20 protein-coding genes are annotated in these 22,438 nt (G+C 74.0%); 9 read left to right on the top strand and 11 right to left on the bottom strand.

Translation table 11 applies throughout. The features are described from left to right. Window positions 1–5: 5 nt before the first annotated feature. The 5 genes from cseB to B4U46_RS15660 all read right to left on the bottom strand — a co-directional run bounded on the left by cseB (window position 6) and on the right by B4U46_RS15660 (window position 3,867). Entirely contained in the window at window positions 6–719 is a 714-nt protein-coding gene (cseB, locus tag B4U46_RS15680) for a two-component system response regulator CseB (RefSeq protein WP_079427964.1), read from the bottom strand. 39 nt (window positions 720–758) lie between these two features. Further along, window positions 759–1,463, bottom strand: coding sequence for a hypothetical protein (locus tag B4U46_RS15675; protein WP_079427962.1), 705 nt, complete (start codon window positions 1,461–1,463; stop codon window positions 759–761). Next, window positions 1,451–2,011 carry a SigE family RNA polymerase sigma factor gene (locus B4U46_RS15670; RefSeq protein WP_079427960.1) on the bottom strand — a complete coding sequence of 187 codons (561 nt, stop codon included), beginning with the start codon at window positions 2,009–2,011 and terminating at the stop codon, window positions 1,451–1,453. Before B4U46_RS15670 ends, B4U46_RS15675 begins: the two co-directional genes overlap by 13 nt. A 277-nt stretch (window positions 2,012–2,288) precedes the next feature. Continuing rightward, window positions 2,289–3,230 (bottom strand): A/G-specific adenine glycosylase, encoded by a 942-nt coding sequence (locus B4U46_RS15665; protein WP_079427959.1) that lies wholly within the window; start codon window positions 3,228–3,230, stop codon window positions 2,289–2,291. A gap of 22 nt (window positions 3,231–3,252) precedes the next feature. Continuing rightward, the gene (locus tag B4U46_RS15660) at window positions 3,253–3,867 is read right to left on the bottom strand and encodes a phosphatase PAP2 family protein (RefSeq protein ID WP_079427957.1); all 615 of its coding nucleotides are present in this window, start codon (window positions 3,865–3,867) and stop codon (window positions 3,253–3,255) included. Window positions 3,868–4,026: 159 nt separating this feature from the next. Here B4U46_RS15660 and B4U46_RS15655 point away from each other — a divergent pair, with 159 nt between their 5' ends. Next, entirely contained in the window at window positions 4,027–4,815 is a 789-nt protein-coding gene (locus B4U46_RS15655; protein ID WP_079427955.1) for a hypothetical protein, read from the top strand. Window positions 4,816–4,867: 52 nt separating this feature from the next. Here B4U46_RS15655 and disA read toward each other — a convergent pair whose 3' ends face one another. Both disA and radA read right to left on the bottom strand, forming a co-directional pair. Continuing rightward, on the bottom strand, window positions 4,868–5,992 hold the full coding sequence (disA, locus tag B4U46_RS15650; RefSeq protein WP_045949530.1) for a DNA integrity scanning diadenylate cyclase DisA: 1,125 nt from the start codon (window positions 5,990–5,992) through the stop codon (window positions 4,868–4,870). A gap of 188 nt (window positions 5,993–6,180) precedes the next feature. Next, a complete protein-coding gene (radA, locus tag B4U46_RS15645; protein WP_079427953.1) occupies window positions 6,181–7,605 on the bottom strand; it encodes a DNA repair protein RadA in 1,425 nt (474 codons plus the stop codon). Between the two features lie 451 nt (window positions 7,606–8,056). Between radA and B4U46_RS15640 the strand changes: the two genes are divergently transcribed. Then, entirely contained in the window at window positions 8,057–9,910 is a 1,854-nt protein-coding gene (locus tag B4U46_RS15640) for a BACON domain-containing protein (RefSeq protein ID WP_221265282.1), read from the top strand. 52 nt (window positions 9,911–9,962) lie between these two features. Here the strand turns inward: B4U46_RS15640 and B4U46_RS15635 are convergent, their stop codons facing one another. After that, a complete protein-coding gene (locus tag B4U46_RS15635) occupies window positions 9,963–10,763 on the bottom strand; it encodes a hypothetical protein (protein WP_079427952.1) in 801 nt (266 codons plus the stop codon). 62 nt (window positions 10,764–10,825) lie between these two features. On the opposite strand from B4U46_RS15635, the gene B4U46_RS15630 reads away from it, so the two are divergent. Beyond that, the gene (locus B4U46_RS15630) at window positions 10,826–11,752 is read left to right on the top strand and encodes a Ppx/GppA phosphatase family protein (RefSeq protein ID WP_079427950.1); all 927 of its coding nucleotides are present in this window, start codon (window positions 10,826–10,828) and stop codon (window positions 11,750–11,752) included. A gap of 1,595 nt (window positions 11,753–13,347) precedes the next feature. On the opposite strand, the gene B4U46_RS15620 is transcribed toward B4U46_RS15630, so the two are convergent. After that, a complete protein-coding gene (locus tag B4U46_RS15620; protein WP_079427948.1) occupies window positions 13,348–13,560 on the bottom strand; it encodes a hypothetical protein in 213 nt (70 codons plus the stop codon). Beyond that, window positions 13,550–13,708, bottom strand: a complete 159-nt coding sequence (locus B4U46_RS37390) for a hypothetical protein (RefSeq protein ID WP_159402095.1) — start codon at window positions 13,706–13,708, stop codon at window positions 13,550–13,552. Before B4U46_RS37390 ends, B4U46_RS15620 begins: the two co-directional genes overlap by 11 nt. Window positions 13,709–13,857: 149 nt before the next feature. Here B4U46_RS37390 and B4U46_RS15615 point away from each other — a divergent pair, with 149 nt between their 5' ends. The 4 genes from B4U46_RS15615 to ilvD all read left to right on the top strand — a co-directional run bounded on the left by B4U46_RS15615 (window position 13,858) and on the right by ilvD (window position 19,047). Then, the gene (locus B4U46_RS15615) at window positions 13,858–15,201 is read left to right on the top strand and encodes a hypothetical protein (protein ID WP_079427946.1); all 1,344 of its coding nucleotides are present in this window, start codon (window positions 13,858–13,860) and stop codon (window positions 15,199–15,201) included. 416 nt (window positions 15,202–15,617) lie between these two features. After that, the gene (locus tag B4U46_RS15610) at window positions 15,618–16,427 is read left to right on the top strand and encodes a sugar phosphate isomerase/epimerase family protein (RefSeq protein WP_079427944.1); all 810 of its coding nucleotides are present in this window, start codon (window positions 15,618–15,620) and stop codon (window positions 16,425–16,427) included. Next, window positions 16,424–17,047 carry a TetR family transcriptional regulator gene (locus tag B4U46_RS15605; RefSeq protein WP_045951321.1) on the top strand — a complete coding sequence of 208 codons (624 nt, stop codon included), beginning with the start codon at window positions 16,424–16,426 and terminating at the stop codon, window positions 17,045–17,047. The genes B4U46_RS15610 and B4U46_RS15605 overlap by 4 nt, the downstream gene beginning before the upstream one ends. Window positions 17,048–17,196: 149 nt before the next feature. Then, entirely contained in the window at window positions 17,197–19,047 is a 1,851-nt protein-coding gene (ilvD, locus tag B4U46_RS15600) for a dihydroxy-acid dehydratase (RefSeq protein WP_079427942.1), read from the top strand. Between the two features lie 102 nt (window positions 19,048–19,149). Here the strand turns inward: ilvD and B4U46_RS15595 are convergent, their stop codons facing one another. Beyond that, entirely contained in the window at window positions 19,150–21,300 is a 2,151-nt protein-coding gene (locus B4U46_RS15595) for a serine/threonine-protein kinase (protein ID WP_107438271.1), read from the bottom strand. Between the two features lie 115 nt (window positions 21,301–21,415). Here B4U46_RS15595 and B4U46_RS15590 point away from each other — a divergent pair, with 115 nt between their 5' ends. Together B4U46_RS15590 and B4U46_RS15585 are read left to right on the top strand one after the other, a co-directional pair. Next, window positions 21,416–21,721 (top strand): peptidase, encoded by a 306-nt coding sequence (locus B4U46_RS15590; protein ID WP_079427938.1) that lies wholly within the window; start codon window positions 21,416–21,418, stop codon window positions 21,719–21,721. Window positions 21,722–21,815: 94 nt separating this feature from the next. Continuing rightward, window positions 21,816–22,391, top strand: coding sequence for a hypothetical protein (locus B4U46_RS15585; RefSeq protein ID WP_079427936.1), 576 nt, complete (start codon window positions 21,816–21,818; stop codon window positions 22,389–22,391). The last annotated feature ends 47 nt before the right edge of the window (window positions 22,392–22,438 follow it).

Here is a 22,438-nt window from a genome sequence, read left to right as displayed (position 1 = left end):
GGTTCTCATGCCTTGAGCTTGTATCCGAAGCCGCGGACCGTCTCGATCCGGTCCTGCCCGATCTTGGTGCGCAGCCGCTGGACGTGGACGTCCACGACGCGGGTGTCGCCGCCCCAGTCGTAGTCCCAGACCCGCTCCAGGAGCCGGTCGCGGGACAGGACGGTGCCGGGAGCGGAGGAGAACTCCAGCAGCAGCCGCATCTCGGTGGGGGTCAGGGCGACGGGGGCGCCCGCCCGGCGGACCTCCATGCCCTCGGTGTCGACCTCCAGGTCGCCGAAGGACAGCACCCCGCGCTCGTCGGCGCCGTCGTCGTCCCCCGGCCCGTTGCCGCCGTTCTGCGCGCCGCCCGCGTGTCCGAAGCGGCGCAGGACCGCGCGGATCCGGGCGACGAGGACCGAGCCGTCGAAGGGCTTGGTGACGTAGTCGTCCGCGCCCGCCTCCAGGCCCAGGACCACGTCGATGGAGTCGGCGCGCGCCGAGAGCATGATCACCGGGACGGTGGACTCGTCACGGATGCGCCGGCACAGGCTCACGCCGTCCATGCCGGGCACCATGACGTCCAGCAGGGCGATGTCGGGCCGGTTCGCCCGGAAGGACTCCAGTCCGGACAGGCCGTCGGGCATGGCGGTGACCATGAACCCGTCGCGCTCCAGCGCCAGGGTCGTGGCCTCGCGGATGACGTCGTCGTCCTCCACGAACAGCACGTGGGTCTCGGCCATGCCCAGCCTCACTCCGGTCTTGTGCGTGTGCTTGTGCGGTCAGTTCTTCGGGGGGGTGACGGCGGGGGCCGGCTGGGCCCCGCCGTCACCGACGTTGCTGAACTCCGAGTGGACGCGGTCCTGCTCGGCGAAATTCTCCCCGTTCCAGCGGTACGTGATCACGTCCTCGCCGGAGGGGTAGGAGAGGGCGTCGCTCTTGCCGTAGACCGGCTTGCTGACCACCAGGTCGCCCCGGTCGATCTCGGCGTAGACGGGCGGCTGCTCGTCGGCGAAGACATTCTCGTACTTCCCGCCGTCCGACCGGTACACGTAGGAGCCCCGGCCCAGGGCGTCGGCGCAGGACAGGACGTTGACGACGATGTCGGCCACGCTGTTCCCGGTCACCTTCCCGTAGCTGACGTCGACCGGGTACTCCTTGCCCGTGCAGGGCTTGAGGTCCCGCTTGATCTCGGCGCTGACCTTGGGGTCCGCCTTCAGCAGGGCCACCGGGTCGACCTTCTTGAGGGGGTTGCCCGTCCCCGCGGCGGGGGTGTGGCCCAGGGCCACCGGGCCGCTCGGCGCGGCGGTGGGCTGGTTGTTGCGGGACACCGAGTCCGTACGGGCGGGGCCGCCGTCGCGCAGGCCGGTGCCGCCGGCGGAACAGCCGGCCGCGAACAGCACTGTGCCGACGAGGACGACCGTCCCCGCCGACGTCAGTACCAGCGAGTTTCTGCCGCTCAGGCTCGGGCCGTTCAGGCCGCGCACCGCTCCCGCCTCTCGTACCGCGTGGTGTGGTCACCGCGTTCGAGCGCACGCATGTCCAGGTCCCGGCTCTCCAGCTCCTGGCGGAGCCGGGCCAGCGCGCGGTGCAAGGTGCTCTTCACGGTTCCCGCCGACATTCCGAGCGCCGCGGCCGTCTCCTCGGTGCTCATCTGCTCCCAGTGTCGCAGCACCACGACACTGCGCTGCTTGGGCGCGAGGACCTTGAGGATGTCCATGAGCAGGGCCCGGTCGGCGCGCTGGTCGGAGCCGTCCTCGACGGAGGCGTCCGGGAGCTGCTCGGTGGGGACCTCGTCGAGCTTGCGGGCCCGCCACCACTCGGTCCGCGTGTTGATCATGACGCGCCGCAGGTAGGCGTCGGCCAGGGACTTGTCGGCGATGCCCTCCCAGCGGCCGTAGGTGCGCACGAGGGCGGTCTGCAGGAGGTCCTGCGCGTCGGTGGGGTCCGGGACCAGGCGCCGGGCGCTGCGCAGCAGGGCGTCCTGCCGGGTGCGTACGTACTCCTCGAACTCGAGTACATCTCCGTGCGCCATCCAGACCGCCTCCGCTGCCGTCCCCGTCACCCGCTGCGTCACCGCCGCCTTACGGATCCGAAGGTACGGACGGGTTGTCACGGCACTGTGCGGGTCAGCCTGCGGTGGGCGCACGGACACCCGTAGGTTGTGTAACAGTGCCCGTGAACTGCGGTTTCCCGGCACGAAGCGGAATGTCCCGGTCAACTTCGCGGGGTGCCGGGGAGGGCCCGTCCGGCCTGCGGATTCCGGCGTGCGGGCCTGCGGATTCCGGCGTGCGGGACTTTGACGACAGGCCCTAGCCCTGCGGGAGGCGGTACATCCCGCGGGCGAGCGGCTCCACCAGCCCGTCCGACACCAGTCCGTCCAGCGCCCTGGCCCGTTGCACCGGCTCGTCCCACACCGCGTCGAGCTGCGCCTGCGCCACCGGCCCCGTCGCCTCGCGCAGGACGGCCAGCAGCCGGCCGCGCACCTGGCGGTCGGTGCCCGCGTACGTCTGCCCGCGCCGCGGCGGCCCGTCGTGCGCCGGCTTCCCGGCCAGCCGCCAGGCGCACAGCTCCGCCACCGGGCAACGGACGCAGTCCGGGCTCTTGGCCGTGCAGACCAGCGCGCCCAGCTCCATCGAGGCCGCCGCCCAGCGGGCCGCCGTGGCCTCGTCCTCGGGCAGCAGGGCCCGGGCCAGGCGCCGCTCGGCGGCGGTGGTGGCGTTCGGCGGGTACTCCACGCCGGTGGAGGTGCGGGCGAAGACCCGGCGCACGTTGGTGTCGAGCACCGCGTGCCGCTGCCCGTACGCGAAGGAGGCCACCGCCGCGGCCGTGTACTCGCCGATCCCCGGCAGCGCGAGCAGCTGCGCGTGGTCGCGCGGCACGTCACCGCCGTGGCGTTCCGTTATCGCCGCGGCCGCGCCGTGCAGGCGCAGCGCCCGGCGCGGGTAGCCCAGGCGCCCCCAGGCCCGTACCGCCTCGCCCGGCGCCTCGGCTGCCAGGTCGGCGGGCCGGGGCCAGCGGGCGAGCCACTGCTCGTACACCGGCAGGACCCGGCTGACGGGGGTCTGCTGGAGCATGAACTCGCTGACCATGACCCCCCAGGGGCCGGCCTCGGGGCGGCGCCAGGGCAGGTCGCGGGCGTGCTCGTCGAACCACGCGATGACCGGCTCGTGCAGGGCGCGGGCGGAAGCGGGCGACGGGGGTGCGGGGGCCGCGGAAGCGGAGAAAGCGGCGGATTCGGCGGATGCAGTCATGTCAGAGGCATCCTGGCACGTTCTACGGGTGGCGCGCCGGGCCCGGACCGGTGAACCAGACGGCCGCTCTGATCCCGCTCCCCTGCACGGCGGCGATCACCCGGCTCATCGGCCCGGTCAGCAGGGCCACGGCCAGCGCGCCCAGCGAGGCGCCGAGCAGCAGGCCCATCCCCACGTCGTGCGGGTAGTGCACGCCCACGAACACCCGGGAGAAGGCCATGAGCACGGCCATCGGCAGGGTCAGCACCGCCAGGCGCGGCACGGCCAGTGCCAGTGCGACGGCCGCGGCGCCCGCGATGGCGGAGTGGTTGCTGGGGAAGGACCAGTCCCCGTAGGGCGGACACGGGACCAGTGACGCGGCCGCCCGGGCCACCGCCCGGCAGGGCCGCTCCTCGTCGATGGTCGACTTCACCAGCTCGGAGGCGACGTACACCAGCGCGGTGGCCAGCGGTGCGAGCACGGCGCGCGCCACGTCCCGCGGATCGCGCCGGCCGCGCGCACGCCACCAGGCGGCTATGTAGAGCAACCCGAATACGAGGAGCCCGTATTCGGTCCAGACCTCGAAGGCCGACTGCACCCAGGGGGGCGTGTCGTGGGCGAAGTCGGTGATGTGGCGGTAGAGGTCGGAGGTGTCCATGGTGACTGACCGTACTCAACCCCAGGTCGAGGCCGTGTCAGCCCCTGGCCTGATCTCGCCGCTCCCGCCCCGGGCCCCAAGATGATCATCGGCAAAACCCGCCGTATGCGCGGCATGTGGGGCACGGATCGCGGCGCGAGTTCTCGTAAGGTTCGGTACGTGGGATCTCTGCGCAATCCGGTCGGGCCGCTTCCCTCCTCCATTTACTGGCGGCGGAGGGCTGTTCTGGCGTCCGTCGCCGCGCTCGCGGCGCTGCTCGCCGTATGGTTCGTCAGTTCCGGCGGGGGCGGCACGAGTACGAACGGCAAGGGCGGCGGCGACGGCTCCGGCCCGGTCCGCACGATCACCCCCGGCCCCTCCGGCTCCGGCCCGGCGATCAGTCAGGCCCCGGGCGGACGCGCGGAGTCGGGCGCCGGCGCCGGCTCGGCCTCCGGCTCGGACGGCGGCACGCCGAAGGACCCCGGCCAGGGCGGCGGTGCGGCCTCCGGCTCCTCCGGCGGCCCCGCGGGCGCCCCGGCGGCCCTCCCGGCGGACTCCCCCCTACCGACCTGCGCGCCGAGCGCGGTGCAGTGGGAGGTCAAGAGCGTGAAGAACGAGTACGAGACCAACGAGAAGCCGCGCCTCGAACTGATCGTCCGCAACATCTCGGGCAGCACCTGCAAGTTCGGGCTCGGCCCGAGGCAGGCGGTCGTGACGATCTTCCAGACGACCGGCGCCAAGCAGGTCTGGTCCTCGGCCGACTGCCCGACGGGCCCGGCCAACGCGTACTTCCGCCTGCCCGCCCAGGGCGAGGCGAAGCAGTCGCTGGAATGGGACCGCAAGCCGAGCGCGGCCGACCAGTGCCAGTCGCCTCCGGCGGGCACCCCGGCCCCGGACACCTACGTGGTGGAAGCCCGCACCCCGGGCCTCCCGGTGGCCCGCACGTCCTTCGTCCTGAAGCAGGACTAGGGGCCGCTGCGGGGGGCCGCTGCGGGGGCCGGGAGGCGGCCCCGCGCGGCGGTCAGACGTAGCGTTCGAGGATCGAGGACTCCGCCAGGCGGGACAGGCCCTCGCGGACGCTCCGGGCGCGGGCCTCGCCGACACCGTCCACGGTCTGGAGATCGTCCACGCTGGCGGCCAACAGCTTCTGCAGCCCCCCGAAGTGCTCCACCAGCCGCTCGATGATCGCCCCCGGCAGCCGCGGCACCTTCGCCAGCAGCCGGTAACCGCGGGGCGAGACCGCCGAGTCCAGGGTCTCCGGCGAGCCGGTGTACCCCAGCGCCTTCGCCACGATCGCCAGCTCCAGCAGTTCCGGATGCGTCAGCGCGTCCAGCGCCGGCAGCGCCTCCTCCACCGTGCGGGAACGCTTCGCCGTCGGTTCCGGAACGTAGTCCCGGATCACCAGCTCCCGCTCCTGCTCGATGCCCACCGTCAGCTCGTCCAGCTGGAGCGACAGCAGTCGCCCGTCCGTGCCCAGTTCGACCACGTACTCGGCGATCTCGGTCGCGATCCGGCGGACCATTTCCAGCCGCTGCGCGACCGCCGTCACGTCGCGCACCGTGACCAGGTCCTCGATCTCCAGCGCCGACAGCGTGCCCGCGACCTCGTCCAGCCGCAGCTTGTACCGCTCCAGCGTGGCCAGCGCCTGGTTCGCACGGGAGAGGATCGCCCCGGACTCCTCCAGGACCCGCCGCTCCCCGTCCACGTACAGCGCGATCAGCCGCATCGACTGGGACACCGACACCACCGGGAACCCGCACTGCTTCGACACCCGGTCCGCCGTGCGGTGCCGGGTGCCCGTCTCCTCCGTGGGGATCGACGCGTCCGGCACCAGCTGCACGCCGGCCCGCAGGATCTTCGTCAGGTCCTTGTCCAGGATCAGCGCGCCGTCGAGCTTGCACAGCTCCCGCAGCCGGGTCGCGGTGAACTCCACGTCCAGGACGAAGCCGCCGGTGCACATGGCCTCGACCGTCTTGTCCATGCCGAGGACGATGAGCCCGCCCGTGTTGCCGCGGACGATCCGCTCCAGACCGTCACGCAGCGGCTGACCAGGTGCGACCGCGGTGAGGGAGGCGCGCATCAACGCCTCGTGCTTGGAGCTCGCGCCCGACTTCCCGGATGCTGCTGCCCCGTCCTTGGCTGCCACTGCACTCCTCCGGTCGCGGGTTGCGCCGCCTGCCTAGGCCGGGCGGACCAGCACAAAGTCTACCGGCGCCGCCTGTGCGCCCGCCGGGCGTCGACCTGCAGCGCCGCGGCGGCAGCCCGTACGGCCCCGCTGACCTGCCTACCCGCCCCGCGCACCGGAGCCTCTCATTCCGCCGGGGCGGCTCCGGCTCACTCCGCCGGGGCGGCCGCGGCCCGCTCCCTGGCCGGGGTACGGGACCGGCCGCGCGGCAGGACCCGCAGCGCGTCCCCCATGTCCGCGACCTCGGTGACCTTCATCCCCGGCGGGACCTTCCCCGGGTCCGCCGGCACCAGCGCGTGCGTGAACCCGAGCCGGTGCGCCTCCGCGAGGCGCCGCTGCACCCCCGTCACCCGCCGCACCTCGCCGGCCAGTCCGACCTCCCCGATGGCGACCAGGTTCTTCGGCAGCGGCACGTCACTCGCGGCGGAGGCCAGCGCCAGCGCGATCGCCAGGTCGGCGGCCGGCTCCGTCAGCTTCACCCCGCCCACCGTCGCGCTGTAGATGTCCCGCTTGCCCAGCGCCGTGATCCGGCCGCGCTGCTCCAGCACCGCCAGCATCATCGAGACGCGCGAGGTCTCCAGGCCGGAGGTGGTGCGCCGCGGGGAGGGGATCTGGGAGTCCACGGTCAGCGCCTGCACCTCCGCGACCAGCGGACGCTTGCCCTCCAGGGCCACGGTCAGACACGTCCCCGGCACCGCCTCGGCGCGCCGGGTCAGGAACAGGCCGCTGGGATCGGCGAGCCCGGTGATGCCCTCGTCGTGCAGCTCGAAGCAGCCGACCTCGTCGGTCGCGCCGTACCGGTTCTTCACGCCGCGCACCAGGCGCAGCCGTGCGTGCCGGTCGCCCTCGAAGCTCAGCACCACGTCCACCAGGTGCTCCAGCAGGCGGGGGCCGGCGATGGCCCCGTCCTTGGTGACGTGGCCGACGAGGAGGGTGGCCATGCCCCGCTCCTTCGAGGCGCGGATCAGCGCGCCCGCCACCTCCCGGACCTGGGCCATGCCGCCGGGCGCGCCGTCGATCTCGGGGGAGGCGATGGTCTGTACGGAGTCCAGCACCAACAGCGAGGGCCGCACCGCGTCGAGGTGGCCGAGGACGGCGGACAGGTCGGTCTCGGCGGCGAGGTAGAGGTGGTCGTCCAGGGCGTTGATCCGGTCGGCCCGCAGCCGCACCTGGCTCGCCGACTCCTCGCCGGTGACGTACAGGGTGCGGTGGTCGCCGGAGGCCGCCTTCGCCGCGACGTCGAGCAGCAGCGTCGACTTGCCGACGCCCGGCTCGCCCGCGAGGAGCACCACCGCGCCGGGGACGAGGCCGCCGCCCAGGACGCGGTCCAGCTCGTCCACGCCGGTGCTGCGGGCCGTCGCCGTCTTGCCGTCGACCTGTGCGATGGGCAGGGCGGCGGCGGTGACGCGGCCGGCCGCCGTGGTGCGCACGGCGGGGGCGCCCATCTCCTCGACGGTTCCCCACGCCTGGCACTCCGGGCAGCGGCCGAGCCACTTCACCGTCGTCCAGCCGCACTCGGAGCAGCGGAAGGACGGACGGTCCTTGGCGGATGAGCGAGAGGTACGGGCAGCCATGCCGCCACGGTATCCGGCGCCACTGACAACGCGGTGCGGGCCGGGTGTCCGCGGCCGTCCCCGGGTGTCCGCAGGCATCCCGGGGCATCCCGGGGCATACCCAGGCATCTGTCGGCGTCAGGGCCGCGGTCAGCGCGATGGCGATCTGTTCACCCGTAAGGGCTAAAACCGGTGAAGGCTTCCGGAGGGCCACGGGCCTGCCGCCTACCTTCGCCAGGTGGACAGCAGCGACCAGGGAGACCCCGCATCACGCACCGGCGCACACCCGGCGCACAGGCGCACGCCCCGTGCAGGGGCGCCGGAGGACAGGGCGGTGACGCCGGGTGCGCCCGGGACGTCAGGTGCGCCCGGGACATCGGGTGCGCCCGGGACCTCGGGTGCGTTCGGGGCGCCGTGGGACACCGGGGCCGCCGGGGGCGACGAGACGCCGCAGGAGAGCACGACCGTCCGCATGCCCTCGGCGGCAGGACCGGCACGGCCGCATCCCCCCGCGGGCCGTACGGGCACGGGGGCTCCCTGGCCCCCACCGCCGGGGGAGCCGGGAGAGCCGGGGGAGCCCTGGGCGCAGGGCCCGCGGGCCGGTGACGCGGCCGCCGCGCACCCGGGGGCAGGGGGCCCGGAGAGCCGCCGCGACCGGGCCGCCGGCCCCGAGGCGCCGCCCTCCCGGTACGAGCCCTACCTCGACGGCCTGTTCACCTACTGCCTCTCCGTCCTGTGCGACCACGACGCCGCCACCGACGTGCTCGGCGACGTCCTCGCCGTCGCCGACCGGCACCCCGGCCGATGTCCCGGCGAGGGCGACCGCCGGGCCTGGCTGTACGCCCTCGCCCGCTGGGCCTGCCTGCGCCGGCTCGCCGAGCAGCGGCGCGCCCGGCAGGGGGCGCATTCCGCCCGGCGCACGCCGGAGCACACAGAAGCCGAGCGTGCGCCCCAGGCGCACCGCCCGCACGGCTCCCTCGACGTGAACGCCTACCGCCGCACCGAACTCGCCCGCCTCGCCTGGCCCGAGGCCGCCGGCACCACCCCCGAGCAGCGCGAGGCCCTCGAACTCGCCGTCCGCCACCGCCTCGGCGTCACCGAACTCGCCGCCGTCCTCGGCACCGCTCCCGACACCGCCCGCGAGCTGCTGTCCGCCGCCGCCTGCGAGGTGGAACGCACCCGCGCGGCCCTCGCCGTCGTCGAGACCGGCCACTGCCCCGCCGTCTCCCGCCTCACCGGCGAGGGCGGCGACCGCGACGTCCTGCTGTCCAGCACCCTGCGCGCCGAGCTCGTGCGCCACGTCGACGACTGCCCGCGCTGCCGCCGCGTCGCCGAACGCGTCGGCGCCGGCGCACCCTGGCCCGGCTCCGGCGGCCTGCACGCCGCGCTCCCCCTGGTCGCCGCCCCCCGCGGCGCCGTCCGCGCGGCCATGCTGCGCTCCGGCCGGCGCCGCGGCGGCCGCCCCGGCCCGCGCTTCGACCGCACCGGCTTCCCCATGGACCCCAAGGACCGGGCCGCCCGCCGCGACCGGTTCCGGGCCCGGGCCGTGACCACCACGGTCGTCGCCACCGTCGTCGCCGCCCCCGTCATCGCCCTGTGGGCCGCCTACCGGGGCGCCCCCACCGTCGGCGAACCCGTCGGCGACGGCACCCGCATCTCCGCCGGCGAATCGCGGATCCCGCCCCCGCTCGCCGAGGGCCGCCCGCTCACCGCGTACGAGAACACCGGCAACACCGCCCGCACCACCGGCGAACCCGGCTTCGCCTCCGCCAGCGCCGCCCCCGACGTCTCCGTCGAGGTCATCAGCAGCGGCGCCCCCGCCACCCCCGACGCCGCCGGCCCCGGCGCCCCCGGCCGGCTCACGGTCTCCGCCGCCACCCGCGGCGGCACCACCCTGCTCACCCTCAGCGCCTCCGGCGGCAGCCCCGTCGCCTGGCGGCTCTGGTCCGACGCGCCCTGGCTGCGCGCGAGCCAGAGGGCGGGCATCCTCGCCCCCGGAGAATCGGTCACCCTGCGGATCACCGTCGACGCCGAAGCCCAGCCCGTCGGAGCCTGGAGCGCCCGCGTGGGCATCGAGCCGAGCGGGGCCGTCGTCTCCCTCTCCGGCCGGGGCCGCCCCGCCCCCGAACCGACCCCGCCGGCCCCGGACCCCACCCCGACGCCGACCCCCACGCCCACACCGACCCCCACACCGACGCCCCCGACGGACCCCACTCCGACCCCGACGCCCACTCCGACCCCGACCCCGACCCAGCCCACGGACCCGGGAGGGTCGGCGGGCCCAGGAGGAACGGTTCCCTCTGACCCGGCGCCCCCCACGCCGTAAGGCGGGGCGGGGGCGCCGGGCCCCCGGCGCAGGGGGAGCGGGGGCCGTGGAGCTACGCCGGATCGGCGGGGTGCGGGGCCATCGGCAGCAGCGACGCCAGCCGCGCCTCGCACAGCTTCACCAGCTCCGCGTACGCCTGCGGCCCCATCAGCTCCGTCAGCTCCGCCCGGTAGGACACGTACACCGGCTCACCGGCCCCGTGCGCGGACGTCGCCGACGTGCACCACCAGTGCAGGTCGTGCCCGCCCGGCCCCCAGCCACGCCGGTCGTACTCCCCGATCGACACCTGGAGCACCCGCGTGTCGTCCGGCCGGTCGATCCAGTCGTACGTACGCCGGATCGGCAGCTGCCAGCACACGTCCGGCTTGGTCTCCAGCGGCTCCTGCCCGCTCTTGAGCGCCAGGATGTGCAGCGAGCAGCCCGCCCCGGCCGGGAAGCCGGGCCGGTTCAGGAAGATGCACGCCCCGTCCCAGCGGCGGGTCTGCTTCTCCCCGTCGTCGTCGAGCTGCGTCCAGCCGCTCTCGCTGCCGACGTCGTGGAACTGCCACAGCTCCGGTGTGAGCCGCGCCACGTGCTCGGCGACCCGCTGCTCGTCGTCCTCGTCGGAGAAGTGCGCGCCCAGCGTGCAGCAGCCGTCCGAGGCCCGGCCCGCCTGGATGCCCTGGCAGCCGCTGCCGAAAATGCACGTCCAGCGGGAGGTCAGCCAGGTCAGGTCACAGCGGAAGACCTGCTCCTCGTCGGCGGGATCGGGGAACTCCACCCAGGCCCGGGGGAAGTCGAGCCCCTTCTCGTCCGCCACTTTGTCCTTGTTCTTCTTCGACTGGTTCTTGCTGGCCTTCTTCGTATTTGGCACAAACACCAGCCTAAGCGCCCCTTACTCCACTGCCCCGCGTCCGGCCCAGTAGCGTTTCCCGTATGAGACTCGGTGTCCTGGATGTGGGTTCGAACACGGTCCACCTGCTGGTGGTGGACGCGCACCCCGGCGCGCGCCCGCTGCCCGCGCACTCCCACAAGGAGCAGCTGCGGCTCGCGGAGCTGCTCGACGAGCGCGGAGCGATCACCCCGGAGGGCGTCGAGCGCCTGGTCTCCGTCATCGGTGAGGCCGTGCAGGCGGCCGAGGACAAGGGCTGCGAGGACGTCCTCCCCTTCGCGACCAGTGCCGTCCGCGAGGCTCCCAACGCCGACGAGGTCCTGGCCCGCGTCAAGGCCGAGACCGGCGTCGAGCTGCCGGTGCTCAGCGGGGAGGACGAGGCCCGGCTGACCTTCCTCGCCGTCCGGCGGTGGTTCGGCTGGTCGGCGGGCAAGCTGCTGGTCCTCGACATCGGCGGGGGCTCGCTGGAGATCGCGTTCGGCATCGACGAGGACCCCGACGCCGCCGTCTCCCTCCCCCTCGGCGCGGGCCGCCTCACCTCCGCCTGGCTCCCGGCCGACCCGCCGGACCCGGCGGACGTGAAGGCGCTGCGGCGGCACGTGCGGGCCCAGATCGCCCGGACGGTCGGCGAGTTCAGCCGCTTCGGGGTGCCGGACCACGTGGTGGCCACGTCCAAGACCTTCAAGCAGCTGGCCCGCATCGCCGGCGCGGCCCGCGAGGCCGACGGCCTGTACGTCCAGCGCGACCTGACGCGGAAGTCCCTGGAGGAATGGGTCCCCCGCCTGACGGCGATGACGACGGCGGAACGTTCCACCCTGCCGGGCGTCTCGGACGGCCGCGCCTCCCAGCTCCTGGCGGGCGCCCTGGTCGCGGAGGCGGCGATGGACCTCTTCGGCGTGGACACCCTGGAGATCTGCCCCTGGGCCCTCCGCGAGGGCGTCATCCTCCGCCGCCTGGACCACCTGCCGTAGGGCCGGGCCGGCGGCCCGGGCCCTCGCGGCGTGGGCCCGCCGCCGATACGGAGCTCGCGGCGCGGGCCCGCCATCTCCCCCTCGACGGGCCGGGGGCCGGGCGGTGGCTGCCCACCCGCCTCCCCGGGTGCGGGGCGGCGCGGGGCGCCGACCCCGCCGGACGGCAGCGGAGGGCCGGGCGGGACCTGGGGTGGGCGGGGTCCCGGCCGGGCGGTCTCAGAGAGGGGCTGGGGCTTCCCGTCAGTCCCACTGTCCTTCCGGTCCGGGCCGCCCTGTCAAGGGCGCTCCTTCGTCGCGTCGCTGCGCGATCGCCTGCGGCGACCCTTGACAGGGCGTCCCGGACCGAAAAGACAAGGACTGCCGGGAAGCCCCCAGAGGAACGGTCCGGTCCAGAGTCGGACATTCGGCGGGATCAGCGCCCAGGCGGGGAGGTCGGGGGCCGCCTCGCCGGGCATCCGGGCCCTCGGCCCAAGCGCCGGGGCCGGGGGCCCGGCCGTCCCGCCGCAGATCGCTACGCGCTCCTCCCGTCCCGGCGTCCGACGGCCGTCGGGGCTGATACCTGCACCAAATGCCGATGAGAGGCCCATCCGGCCACCCCAGGCGCCCAAGATCGCTACGCGCTTCTGTTTCCTCGGCGTCCGGCGGCCGTCTTGGGCCGGGATGCCCTGCGGTCCGGCATTTGGTGCCGCCACCGGCCCAAGACGGCGCCCGGACGCCGAGATCTCGGCAGCGCGTAGCGATCTTGGGCGCCTATTGCTTCCGGTTGTTCCTCTGGTTGGCATTTGGTGCAGGCAGCGGCCCCAGACGGGCAGCGGACGCCGAGGAGAGAGGCGCGCGTAGCGATCTGCCGCGCCCATCGGCCCCGGATGACGGCCCAGTTGGCATTTCGTGCGGGCAGCGGCCCCGGACGGTCGTCGGACGCCGGAATTCGAGGCGCGCGTAGCGATCTGGGGCGCCTGCCGTGCCCCGGTGCCGATCCCGTCGCCCTTGGGTGCAGGCATCAGCCCCAGACGGGTCGCGGACGCCGGAATCCGAGGAGCGCGTAGCGATCTGCCGCGCCCACCAGTCCTGGATGACGAATCTGTCGCCCTTTCCTGCGGGCAGAGACCCCGGACGGCCGCCGGACGCCGAGGAGAGAGGAGCGCGTAGCGATTTGCCGCGCCTGCCGGACCCCGATACCGATTCCGTCGCCCTTGGGTGCGGGCAACGACCCCAGACAGGCGGCGGACGCTGAGACGGGAGGAGCGCGTAGCGATCTGTCGCGGATCGCGGCCCCGGATGGCAATCCTGTCGGCCCGGACGCTTGGCGTGGCGGCCCCCGACCGCCCGGCTGGTCGCTGAGTCCGCCGTATGTCCTATGAACGTCCGTCCCGTTCGTTTGGGGGTTTCCCGGCAGTCTTCGTTTTTCCGTGGCGGGACGGCCTGTCAAGGGTCGCCGCAGGCGATCGCGAAGCGACGCGACGAAGGAGCGCCCTTGACAGGGCGGCCCGACGCGGAAGGACGATGAGACTGACGGGAAAGCCCCAACCCGTCCCTGAGACCGCCAGGCTCAGACCCCGCCCTCCCCCGGCCCCGTCCCGCCGCCCATCCCCGGGTCAGGCAGGTACGACGTTGGCCGCCGCTGTGGTGAACTCGCGGCCTGAGGCGTTGCGGATGTAGGCCAGTTCCACCCAGTGCTCCTGGAGCGGTGAGTTCGAGACGTCTTCGTTGATCACGGCCATCAGCTCCCCCTCCACCCCCGACGCGATGTCGCGCACCCGACGACGCAGCAGGCGGTGGGGCACGTATTCGTACCGCTCAGCGCTCATCGGACGTCGCCCCCTCCTCCAGGGAGGCGACGAAGCGGACCCAGCCGCGCCGCGCCCGCTCGAGGAGGTCATGGCTCGGCTCGGGGCCGTCCGACGTGTCGATGCCGAGTACGCCCCGGGAGTGGCCTTCGGTGGTGCGGCTGGTCATGGGTGGGTTGCTCCCTGCCCTCGTCGGTGGGACGGCCAACTTCCGTCCCGTCACTGCGTGATGTGAAGAGGTAACCGCGCGCACCCCCGGCGCGAGTACCGTGGAGGAGTCGGAGAAGCATGCATGTCATGCACGTGTGGGGAGTTGTCATGGCTCGACGCTCACGTACGCCCAACACCGGTCTGAACCTCCTGCTCGAGCAGGCCGGATGGTCGAGAAGCCAGTTCGCCTCGATCGTGAACCGCGTCGGCGCGGAGGCCGGGCTCACCCTCAAGTACGGGCAGCCGGCCGTCTCCCAGTGGGTGGCGGGGCACCAGCCCCGCCCACAGGTCAGGGCTCTGATCATCGAGGTGTTCGAGCGCAAGCTCGCCCGCCCGGTCAGCTACGCCGAGGCCGGTCTCACGCCGCCGGGCGCGGTGGAGGACGAGGACACCGTGCGGGAACTGGTCGACCTGGGGCGGGCCGACATGGACCCCTCGCGGCGGCGGGTGATCGCGGCGGGTGTCTTCTCCGCCGCCCTCGCCATCCCCCTCTTCCCGACCCTGGCACGGGCCGACAGCCCCGAGCCGGTAAGGCCCGGCAAGGCAACGACCCGGGTCGGGCAGGCGCAGGTGGATGCCGTGGCGGCGATGACGGACCGGATCGCCGACATCCTCGACGAGCTCGGCGCCGGGCACGCCCGGCCGATGGCGGCGGCCTTCCTGGTGAACACGGTCGGGCCCTGGCTGAAGGCGGAGGCCGCGGCGCCGGTGCGGCGGAGCCTGCTCGCGGCTGCCTCCGACCTCGTGTACCTGACCGGGTGGATGGCGATGTACGAGCGCCGGCACCGGCTCGGGCAGGACTACTACGTGTCCGCACTCAAGCTCGCCGGGGAGGCGGAGGACCACGTCACGTACTGCCGCACCCTGCGCGGGATGTCCCTCCAGGCCTCCAACCTCGGCTACGGCCGCCGGGCCCTGGAGCTCGCGGACTCGGCGGCCGAGGCCGCCCCCGTCGCCGGGCCGCGCCTGGTCGCGTTCCTGCGCGGGCAGCAGGCGCACGGGGCGGCGATGGTGGGGGACAAGCGGCAGGCCTTCGCCCGGCTGCGGGAGGCCGAGGAGGCGCTGGCCCGGGCCGACGACCGGCGGGAGTCGGTGGGCGGGTACGACCGGACGGCGTATCTCTTCCACGTCGCGCACGTGCTGAACGAGACCAAGGACGTCCCGGGGTCGGTCCGTACACTCCGGGAGTCGATCCGGGTCCAGCCGGCGCAGGAGCGGCAGGGCCGCCTGCACGCGTACGGGCTGCTCGCCCAGCGGCAGTTGTCGATCGGGCACGTGGAGGCGGCCTGCGAGTCGTGGGCGAGGTTCCTCGACGAGTACGAGGTGCTCTCGTCGGCGCGCGGGGACGAGCACTTCGAGGTGATGAACCTCCGCCTGCGCCCCCACGCCTCCGTCCGCGCGGTCCGCGACCTCCGCGAACGCGCCCGGGCGGTGGGCGCGCTCAAGGGGTGATGGGGGAGCGGGACTCCCTAGGAGGAAGGGGTCTGGGCCACGAACTCGGCCGTCGGGATCGCGAAGTGCCGGGCCAGGTCGCGGGTCTGGCAGGCGGCGAGGACCGTCCCGGGGGTTTCGGTCACCCGTACGCCGAGGGTGTGGCCCTCGGGGCCGAACTCGAACGACAGTGGACCACGGCGTCGAAGGGGATCAGGGGGGCCATGGGTTGCTCCGTCCCGGTGGCTGGTCAGGGGCTCCAGGACGGTGGGCGCGGCCGCAGGGAGGGGGCGGATCGTCGCAGACTGCTCGATTCCGCCGTGCGTGGCCGATTCCCTCACCGGGGCCGCAGGCACGGGCGGCGGGTCGATGTGAAAAGTATGACGAGAGTGGGTTTGTGTGCCGGGGCGCGGGCGGCAGGACCGTAATCTGGCTCCGTGGTCCGTAATCCGAGCAGCAGTGCCCCGAAAGTCGCCCTGTCCACCGCCTCCGTCTACCCGGAGTCCACGGCGACGGCCTTCGAGATCGCCGCCCGCCTCGGCTACGACGGCGTCGAGGTCATGGTCTGGACGGACCCGGTCAGTCAGGACATCGAAGCCCTGCGCCGGCTGTCGGACCACCACCAGGTGCCGATCCTCGCCGTGCACGCGCCCTGCCTGCTGATCACCCAGCGGGTGTGGTCCACCGACCCCTGGACCAAGCTGCAGCGCGCCCAGGCCGCCGCCGAGAAGCTGGGGGCGTCCACCGTCGTCGTGCACCCGCCGTTCCGGTGGCAGCGCCAGTACGCGCGGGACTTCGTGACCGGGATCTGGCGGATGGCGGACGAGACCGACGTCCGGTTCGCCGTCGAGAACATGTACCCCTGGCGCTACCGCGACCGCGAGATGCTCGCCTACGCGCCCGAGTGGGACGTGACCAAGGACGACTACCGGCACTTCACCGTCGACCTGTCGCACACCGCCACCGCCCGCACCGACGCCACCGCCATGATCGACCGCATGGGCGACCGCCTCGCCCACATCCACCTCGCCGACGGCAACGGCTCCGCCAAGGACGAGCACCTCGTCCCCGGGCGCGGTACGCAGCCCTGCGCCGAGCTGCTGGCCGGCCTGGCCCGCAGTACCTTCGACGGGCACATCGTCATCGAGGTCAACACGCGGCGCGCCATGTCCGCCGCCGAGCGCGAGGCCGATCTCGCCGAGGCCCTGGCCTTCACGCGCCGGCACCTGGCGGTCGGGCCCCGATGAGCGGCGCCGAGCCGGTCCGGCGGCGGCGCGGGCCCGGGCGGCCCCGGCAGGACGAGGCGGAGGAGGGGCCGGGCACGCAGGAGCGGATCCGGCTCGCCGCCCGCGAGGTGTTCGCGGAGCGCGGGTACGACAAGACCTCCGTGCGCGGCATCGCGAAGGTGGCCGGGGTGGACCCGGCGCTGGTGCACCACTACTTCGGCAGCAAGGACGACCTGTTCGCCGCCGCCATCGAGGTCACCATGGAGCCCGCCCTTGTGGTCCCGGCCGTCGTCGGCGAGGGCCCGGACGGCATCGGGGAGCGGCTGGCCCGCTACTTCCTCGGGGTGTGGGAGAACCCGGCCACGCGCGCCCCCCTCCTCGCCGTGATCCGCTCCGCGCTCACCCACGAGGCGGCCGCGAAGGTGCTGCGGGGGCTGATCCTGCGGCGGGTCCTGGAGCGGGTCGCCGCCGACCTCGACGTCCCGGAGCCGACCTTCCGCGCCGAGCTGGCGGCCTCGCACCTGATCGGGATCGCCTTCGTGCGGTACGTGGTGCAGATCGAGCCCCTCGCGTCGGCGGACCCGGAGGAGATCGTGGCCCTGGTGGCCCCGACCCTCCAGCGCTACCTCACCGAGGCCTGAGCGGGACGGTGACCGAGGAGCGACCCCGCCGTCCCGGCATCCGGACCAGGTGTCCGGATCGCGGGCGTTGGGCGTAGCCTCGTAACCGAGCCATATCCGCAGTCGCGGCTGACCGTACGCGCAGCCGCACTCATGGGGAGTGAAACCGCATGCCCGAGCTGAGGTCCCGCACCGTCACCCACGGCCGCAACATGGCAGGCGCTCGTGCGCTGATGCGCGCGTCGGGCGTAGCGAGCGAGGACATCGGCAAGCCGATCATCGCGGTCGCCAACTCCTTCACCGAGTTCGTCCCCGGCCACACCCACCTGGCCCCCGTCGGACGCATCGTCTCCGACGCCATCCGCGCCGCCGGCGCCATCCCGCGCGAGTTCAACACGATCGCCGTCGACGACGGCATCGCCATGGGCCACGCCGGCATGCTGTACTCCCTGCCCTCCCGCGACCTGATCGCGGACAGCGTCGAGTACATGGTCGAGGCGCACTGCGCGGACGCGCTGATCTGCATCTCCAACTGCGACAAGATCACCCCGGGCATGCTGATGGCCGCGATGCGCCTCAACATCCCCGTCGTGTTCGTCTCCGGCGGCCCGATGGAGGCCGGCCAGGCCACCCTCGTCGACGGCACCGTCCGCAAGCTCGACCTGATCGACGCCATGGTCGACGCCTCCAACGAGAACGTCTCGGACGCGGACATCCTGCGCATCGAGGAGAACGCCTGCCCGACCTGCGGCTCCTGTTCCGGCATGTTCACCGCCAACTCGATGAACTGCCTCGCCGAGGCCATCGGCCTCGCCCTCCCCGGCAACGGCTCCGTCCTCGCCACGCACACCGCCCGCCGCGCCCTGTACGAGGACGCCGGCCGCACGGTCGTGGAGATCACCAAGCGCTACTACGAGGACGGCGACGAGTCGGTCCTGCCGCGCAACATCGCCACCCGCGAGGCCTTCGAGAACGCGATGGCCCTGGACATCGCCATGGGCGGCTCGACCAACACGATCCTGCACCTGCTGGCCGCCGCGCAGGAGGCGGGCCTGGACTACGACCTCAAGGACATCGACGCCGTCTCGCGCCGCGTCCCCTGCCTGGCCAAGGTCGCCCCGAACGTCGCCCCCGGCGGCACGTACTACATGGAGGACGTGCACCGCGCCGGCGGCATCCCCGCCATCCTCGGCGAGCTGCACCGCGGCGGGCTCCTCAACAAGGACGTCACCACCGTCCACTCGAAGGGCCTGGAGGACTGGCTCGCGAAGTGGGACGCCCGCTCCGGCACGGCGTCCGAGGAGGCCATGGAGCTGTGGCACGCGGCCCCCGGCTGCAAGCGCTCCGCGACCGCCTTCTCCCAGTCCGAGCGCTGGGAGACCCTCGACCTCGACGCCGAGGGCGGCTGCATCCGCTCCGTGCAGCACGCCTACTCCAAGGACGGCGGCCTCGCCGTCCTGCGCGGCAACATCGCCGCCGACGGCTGCGTGGTCAAGACGGCCGGCGTCGACGAGTCCATCTGGACCTTCGAGGGCCCGGCCGTGGTCTGCGAGTCCCAGGACGAGGCCGTGGAGAAGATCCTCACGAAGCAGATCCAGCCCGGTGACGTCGTCGTCATCCGTTACGAGGGCCCGCGCGGCGGCCCCGGCATGCAGGAGATGCTCTACCCGACCTCCTTCCTCAAGGGCCGCGGCCTGGGCAAGGTCTGCGCGCTGGTGACGGACGGGCGCTTCTCCGGCGGCACCTCGGGCCTGTCCATCGGCCACGCCTCCCCGGAGGCGGCCTCGGGCGGCGACATCGCGGTCGTCGAGGACGGCGACCGGATCCGCATCGACATCCCGAACCGGTCGATCGAGCTCCTGGTGGACGAGGCCACGCTGGCCGCCCGCCACGCGGCCCTCGGCGGCGTCTACGCCCCGAAGACCCGCGAGCGCACGGTCTCGGCGGCCCTGCGCGCGTACGCGGCGATGGCCACCAGCGCCGACAAGGGCGCGGTCCGGGACGTCTCGAAGCTGGGCTGACCGTCGCGGACCCCGGCTCCGGGCGGGCGGCTCACGCCCCCGCCCGCAGCCGGGGTTCCGCGTTTCCGGCACCCGGGGCGCCGGGGAAGGCCCCGCCGCCCGTCACCACCCGGCGGGGCCGCCCGCGTCCAGGGCGAAGACCGTCCCGTCGGGGGCGGAGGCGTAGATGCGGCCGTCCGCCACGACGGGCGCGGGGAGGGTGGCGCTGAAGGTGCCCTGCGCGGCGGGCATGCGCGGCTTGGTCTGGCCGACGAGCCTCCCGGCGGAGGCGTCGACAGCCAGGAGGCGGCCGTCGCCGGCCATCAGGTAGACCCGGCCGTCCGCTGCCACGGGCCGGGAGCCGCTGGCCGCCCCGGTCTCCAGCCGCCACAGCTCGCGTTCGGGCCCGACGGCGACGAGCCCGCCCCCGGTGCCGAAGGCGTAGACCGTGCCGTCGGGGCCGACGGTGGCCTCCGCGTCGAAGAGCGGCGTCGGCAGCTGTACCCGGCGCACGGTACGGGTCGCCGCGTCCACGCGGACGACGCCGCCGGCCTTGCCCGCCGCATCGCTGTCCAGCAGGTGCACGGCGCCGCGGGCGGTACCGACCGGCCGCAGCCGGCCCGTGGCCCGGGTCTGCCAGCGCACGGCTCCGGTCGCCGGGTCGACTTCCGCGAGCTGCGTCGACCCGCCGTCGGCGGCCGCCGACGACACGTAGAACACGGGCGAGCCCGAGGCCCCCGGTCCGCCCCACCACATCGAGCCCGCGCCGCCGATCCGCCGGGTCCAGCGCGGGGCACCGCTCGCCCCGTCGAGACCGGTGACGCTCCCGTCGGCGGCGACCGTGACCACGTACGGGCCCGCGGCCACGGCCTGCGCGCCGCCGGGCAGCGTGTGCTGCCAGCGTTCCCGGCCCGTGGCGGGGTCGAGGGCCTGGAGCAGTCCGGTGCCGGGCACCGCCACGAGGACCGATCCGCCCGCGTGCAGCGGGGCGCCGACGGCCGTGACGCCCTGTCCCGGGGTCTTCGCGGGCACCGACCAGCCCACCGAGCCGTCGCCCAGGGCGAGACGGGCGGCCGCCAGGCCCCGCCCCGAGCAGTACAAGGCACCGGCTCCGCCCGAGCCGCCGGCTCCGGCGGCCCCGAGGGTGCAGGAGACCGGCGCGCCGCCGGGGGAGACCGTCCACGGTGCGAGGCCCTTGCCCGGCGTCCCGGCGGTGCCGGCGGCGGGCCGCCCCGGGGGCTCGGCACCAGATCCCAGCAGGAGGTAGCCGCCGACTGCCCCCGCCGACAGCAACAGGGCGAGCCCCGCCGCCGCCAGCAACAGCCGCCCGCGACGGCGCGGGCGCTGCGCGGGGGGCGCGCCGGGGGGTGCGTCCGCAGGTGCGTCCAGCCGCCGCTGGTGGGTGGGCTCCTCGTCCGCCACCGGACGCCGGGGCTGCGGTATGAACGCCTGGGTGTCCTCACCGGTCGGGTACGCCAGGGCCCGCATCTCCGCGATCAGCGCCTCGGCGGTCGGCCGCTCGGCCGGATCCTTGGCCAGGCACCGCGCCACCACGGGCACCAGCCGGGCCGGGAGCCCCGTCAGGTCGGGCTCGCTGTGCACGACCTGGTACGCCACGAGGTAATGGCTGTCCGAGTCGAACGGCCCGCGTCCGGTCGCCGCGTGCACCAGCACCGCACCCAGCGCGAACACGTCCGCCGCCGTCCCCACCTCCCGCGGCCGCTGGAACTGCTCGGGCGCCATGAACGGCGGCGTGCCGATCAGCTTCCCGGTCTCGGTCCGCAGATCACTGTCCGCCGGGCGCGAGATGCCGAAGTCGATGACCCTCACCCCGTCCGGCGCCATCAGCACGTTGCTCGGCTTCAGGTCCCGGTGCACCACCCCGGCCCGGTGGATGTCCCGCAGCGCCTCCGCCAGCCCGGCCGCGAGCCGGGTCAGCTCCCCGGCGTCGAGCACCCGCTCCCGTACCCGCTCGGACAGGGTCGGGGCGTCGATGAACAGGGTGGCCATCCAGGGCCGCTCGGCATCCGGATCGGCGTCCACGACGGGGGCGGTGAAAGCACCGCTCACCCTCCGCGCAGCCGCGACCTCCTGCCGGAACCGCGCCCGGAACTCCGGGTCCACCGCGTGCTGCGCGTGCACGACCTTGACGGCGAGTTTCAGCCCCGAACTGGAGGTGGCCAGGTGGACGACGCCCATGCCGCCGGAACCGAGCACGGATTCGAGCCGGTACTGCCCGGCGTACTCCGGAAACCCGGCGTAGTCCGCGCGCATCGACGGCACCGCTCACCACCCCCGACGGAGCCTAGTCGATGGCCCGTGGCAACATCCAAGGGCTTGCTACCCTGCGCGCGTTGCAGGGAGCAACACCCATGGGGGGAGATTCCATATGTCCGTAGAGAACGATTCCAGCCAGGTCGAGAGCCTCGCGGCCGCCGACGCGGGCTTCCAGTCCTACCCGACGGCCCCGGGGTACCGGGTCAACATCCGCAGCGGCCCCGGCACGGGCTACGCGATCATCGACGCCGTGCCCATCGGCGGTTCCGTCACCATCCGCTGCCAGTGCCCCGGCACGACCGTCTCGGGCCCGTACGGGACCACGGACGTGTGGGACTGCATAGGCAACGGCCGCTTCGTCTCCGACGCCTACGTCCACACCGGCTCCGACGGTTACGTGGCGGGCCGCTGCGGCTGAGCCGTTCACCGTTCTGCCAGGTGAGACACCCCCCGGCGGGCCGCGCCGCCGGTGGGGGTCCCCCCAGCGGTAGCTGGGGGAGATAATCGCGGACGTGAGCGAAGAGCAGCAGCGAGACCAGGGCCAGAGCCAGAGCCAGGACCAGAGCCAGAGCCAGAGCCAGGGTCAGGGCCCCGCATCCCCGGCCGGGCCGCCCGCCGGGCCGCAGCCCGAGCCGATCCGGTTCTTCGGCACCAGCTGGGTGGACCACGGCAACGGCTACGCCCTGCGCCGGGCCGCCCTCGCGGCCGGCTCGCTCGTCGCCGCCGCTGCCGGCGCCTACCTCCTGCGCCTCGCCTACGAGGGCCTGGAGATCGGCAACGTCGGCCCCTTCCTCAGCATCTCCGTGATCGTGCTCTTCGCGATCGCCACCGCCATCGCCTTCGCCAAGACCTGGGAGTCCTTCGGCCGCCGCCCCGCCCCGTCCTCCGACGAGGCCGCCCTCAAGGGCCTGAAGGCGATCGGTTTCATCGGCTCCCTCCTGGCGTACTTCCTGCGCTGCCTCACCGAGGCCCCCGGCGAGAAGCTCCACCGCGCCGAGTACGAGCGCGCCGCCGCCGAGTACGAGCGCCGCCGCAGCTCCCGCACGGGCAACCCGGCGGGCCGCCGCCGCCCCAAGCGCAAGAAGTAGCCGAAGCAGGCGCAGTAGCCGAAGCGGCCCCCTTGACGATCGGCTTC

The sequence above is a fragment of the Streptomyces katrae genome, from assembly GCF_002028425.1.
GTDB classification, from domain to species: domain Bacteria; phylum Actinomycetota; class Actinomycetes; order Streptomycetales; family Streptomycetaceae; genus Streptomyces; species Streptomyces katrae_A.
Note: the sequence above shows the minus strand (reverse complement) of the source record. Positions and strands in the feature narration are given on the sequence as shown.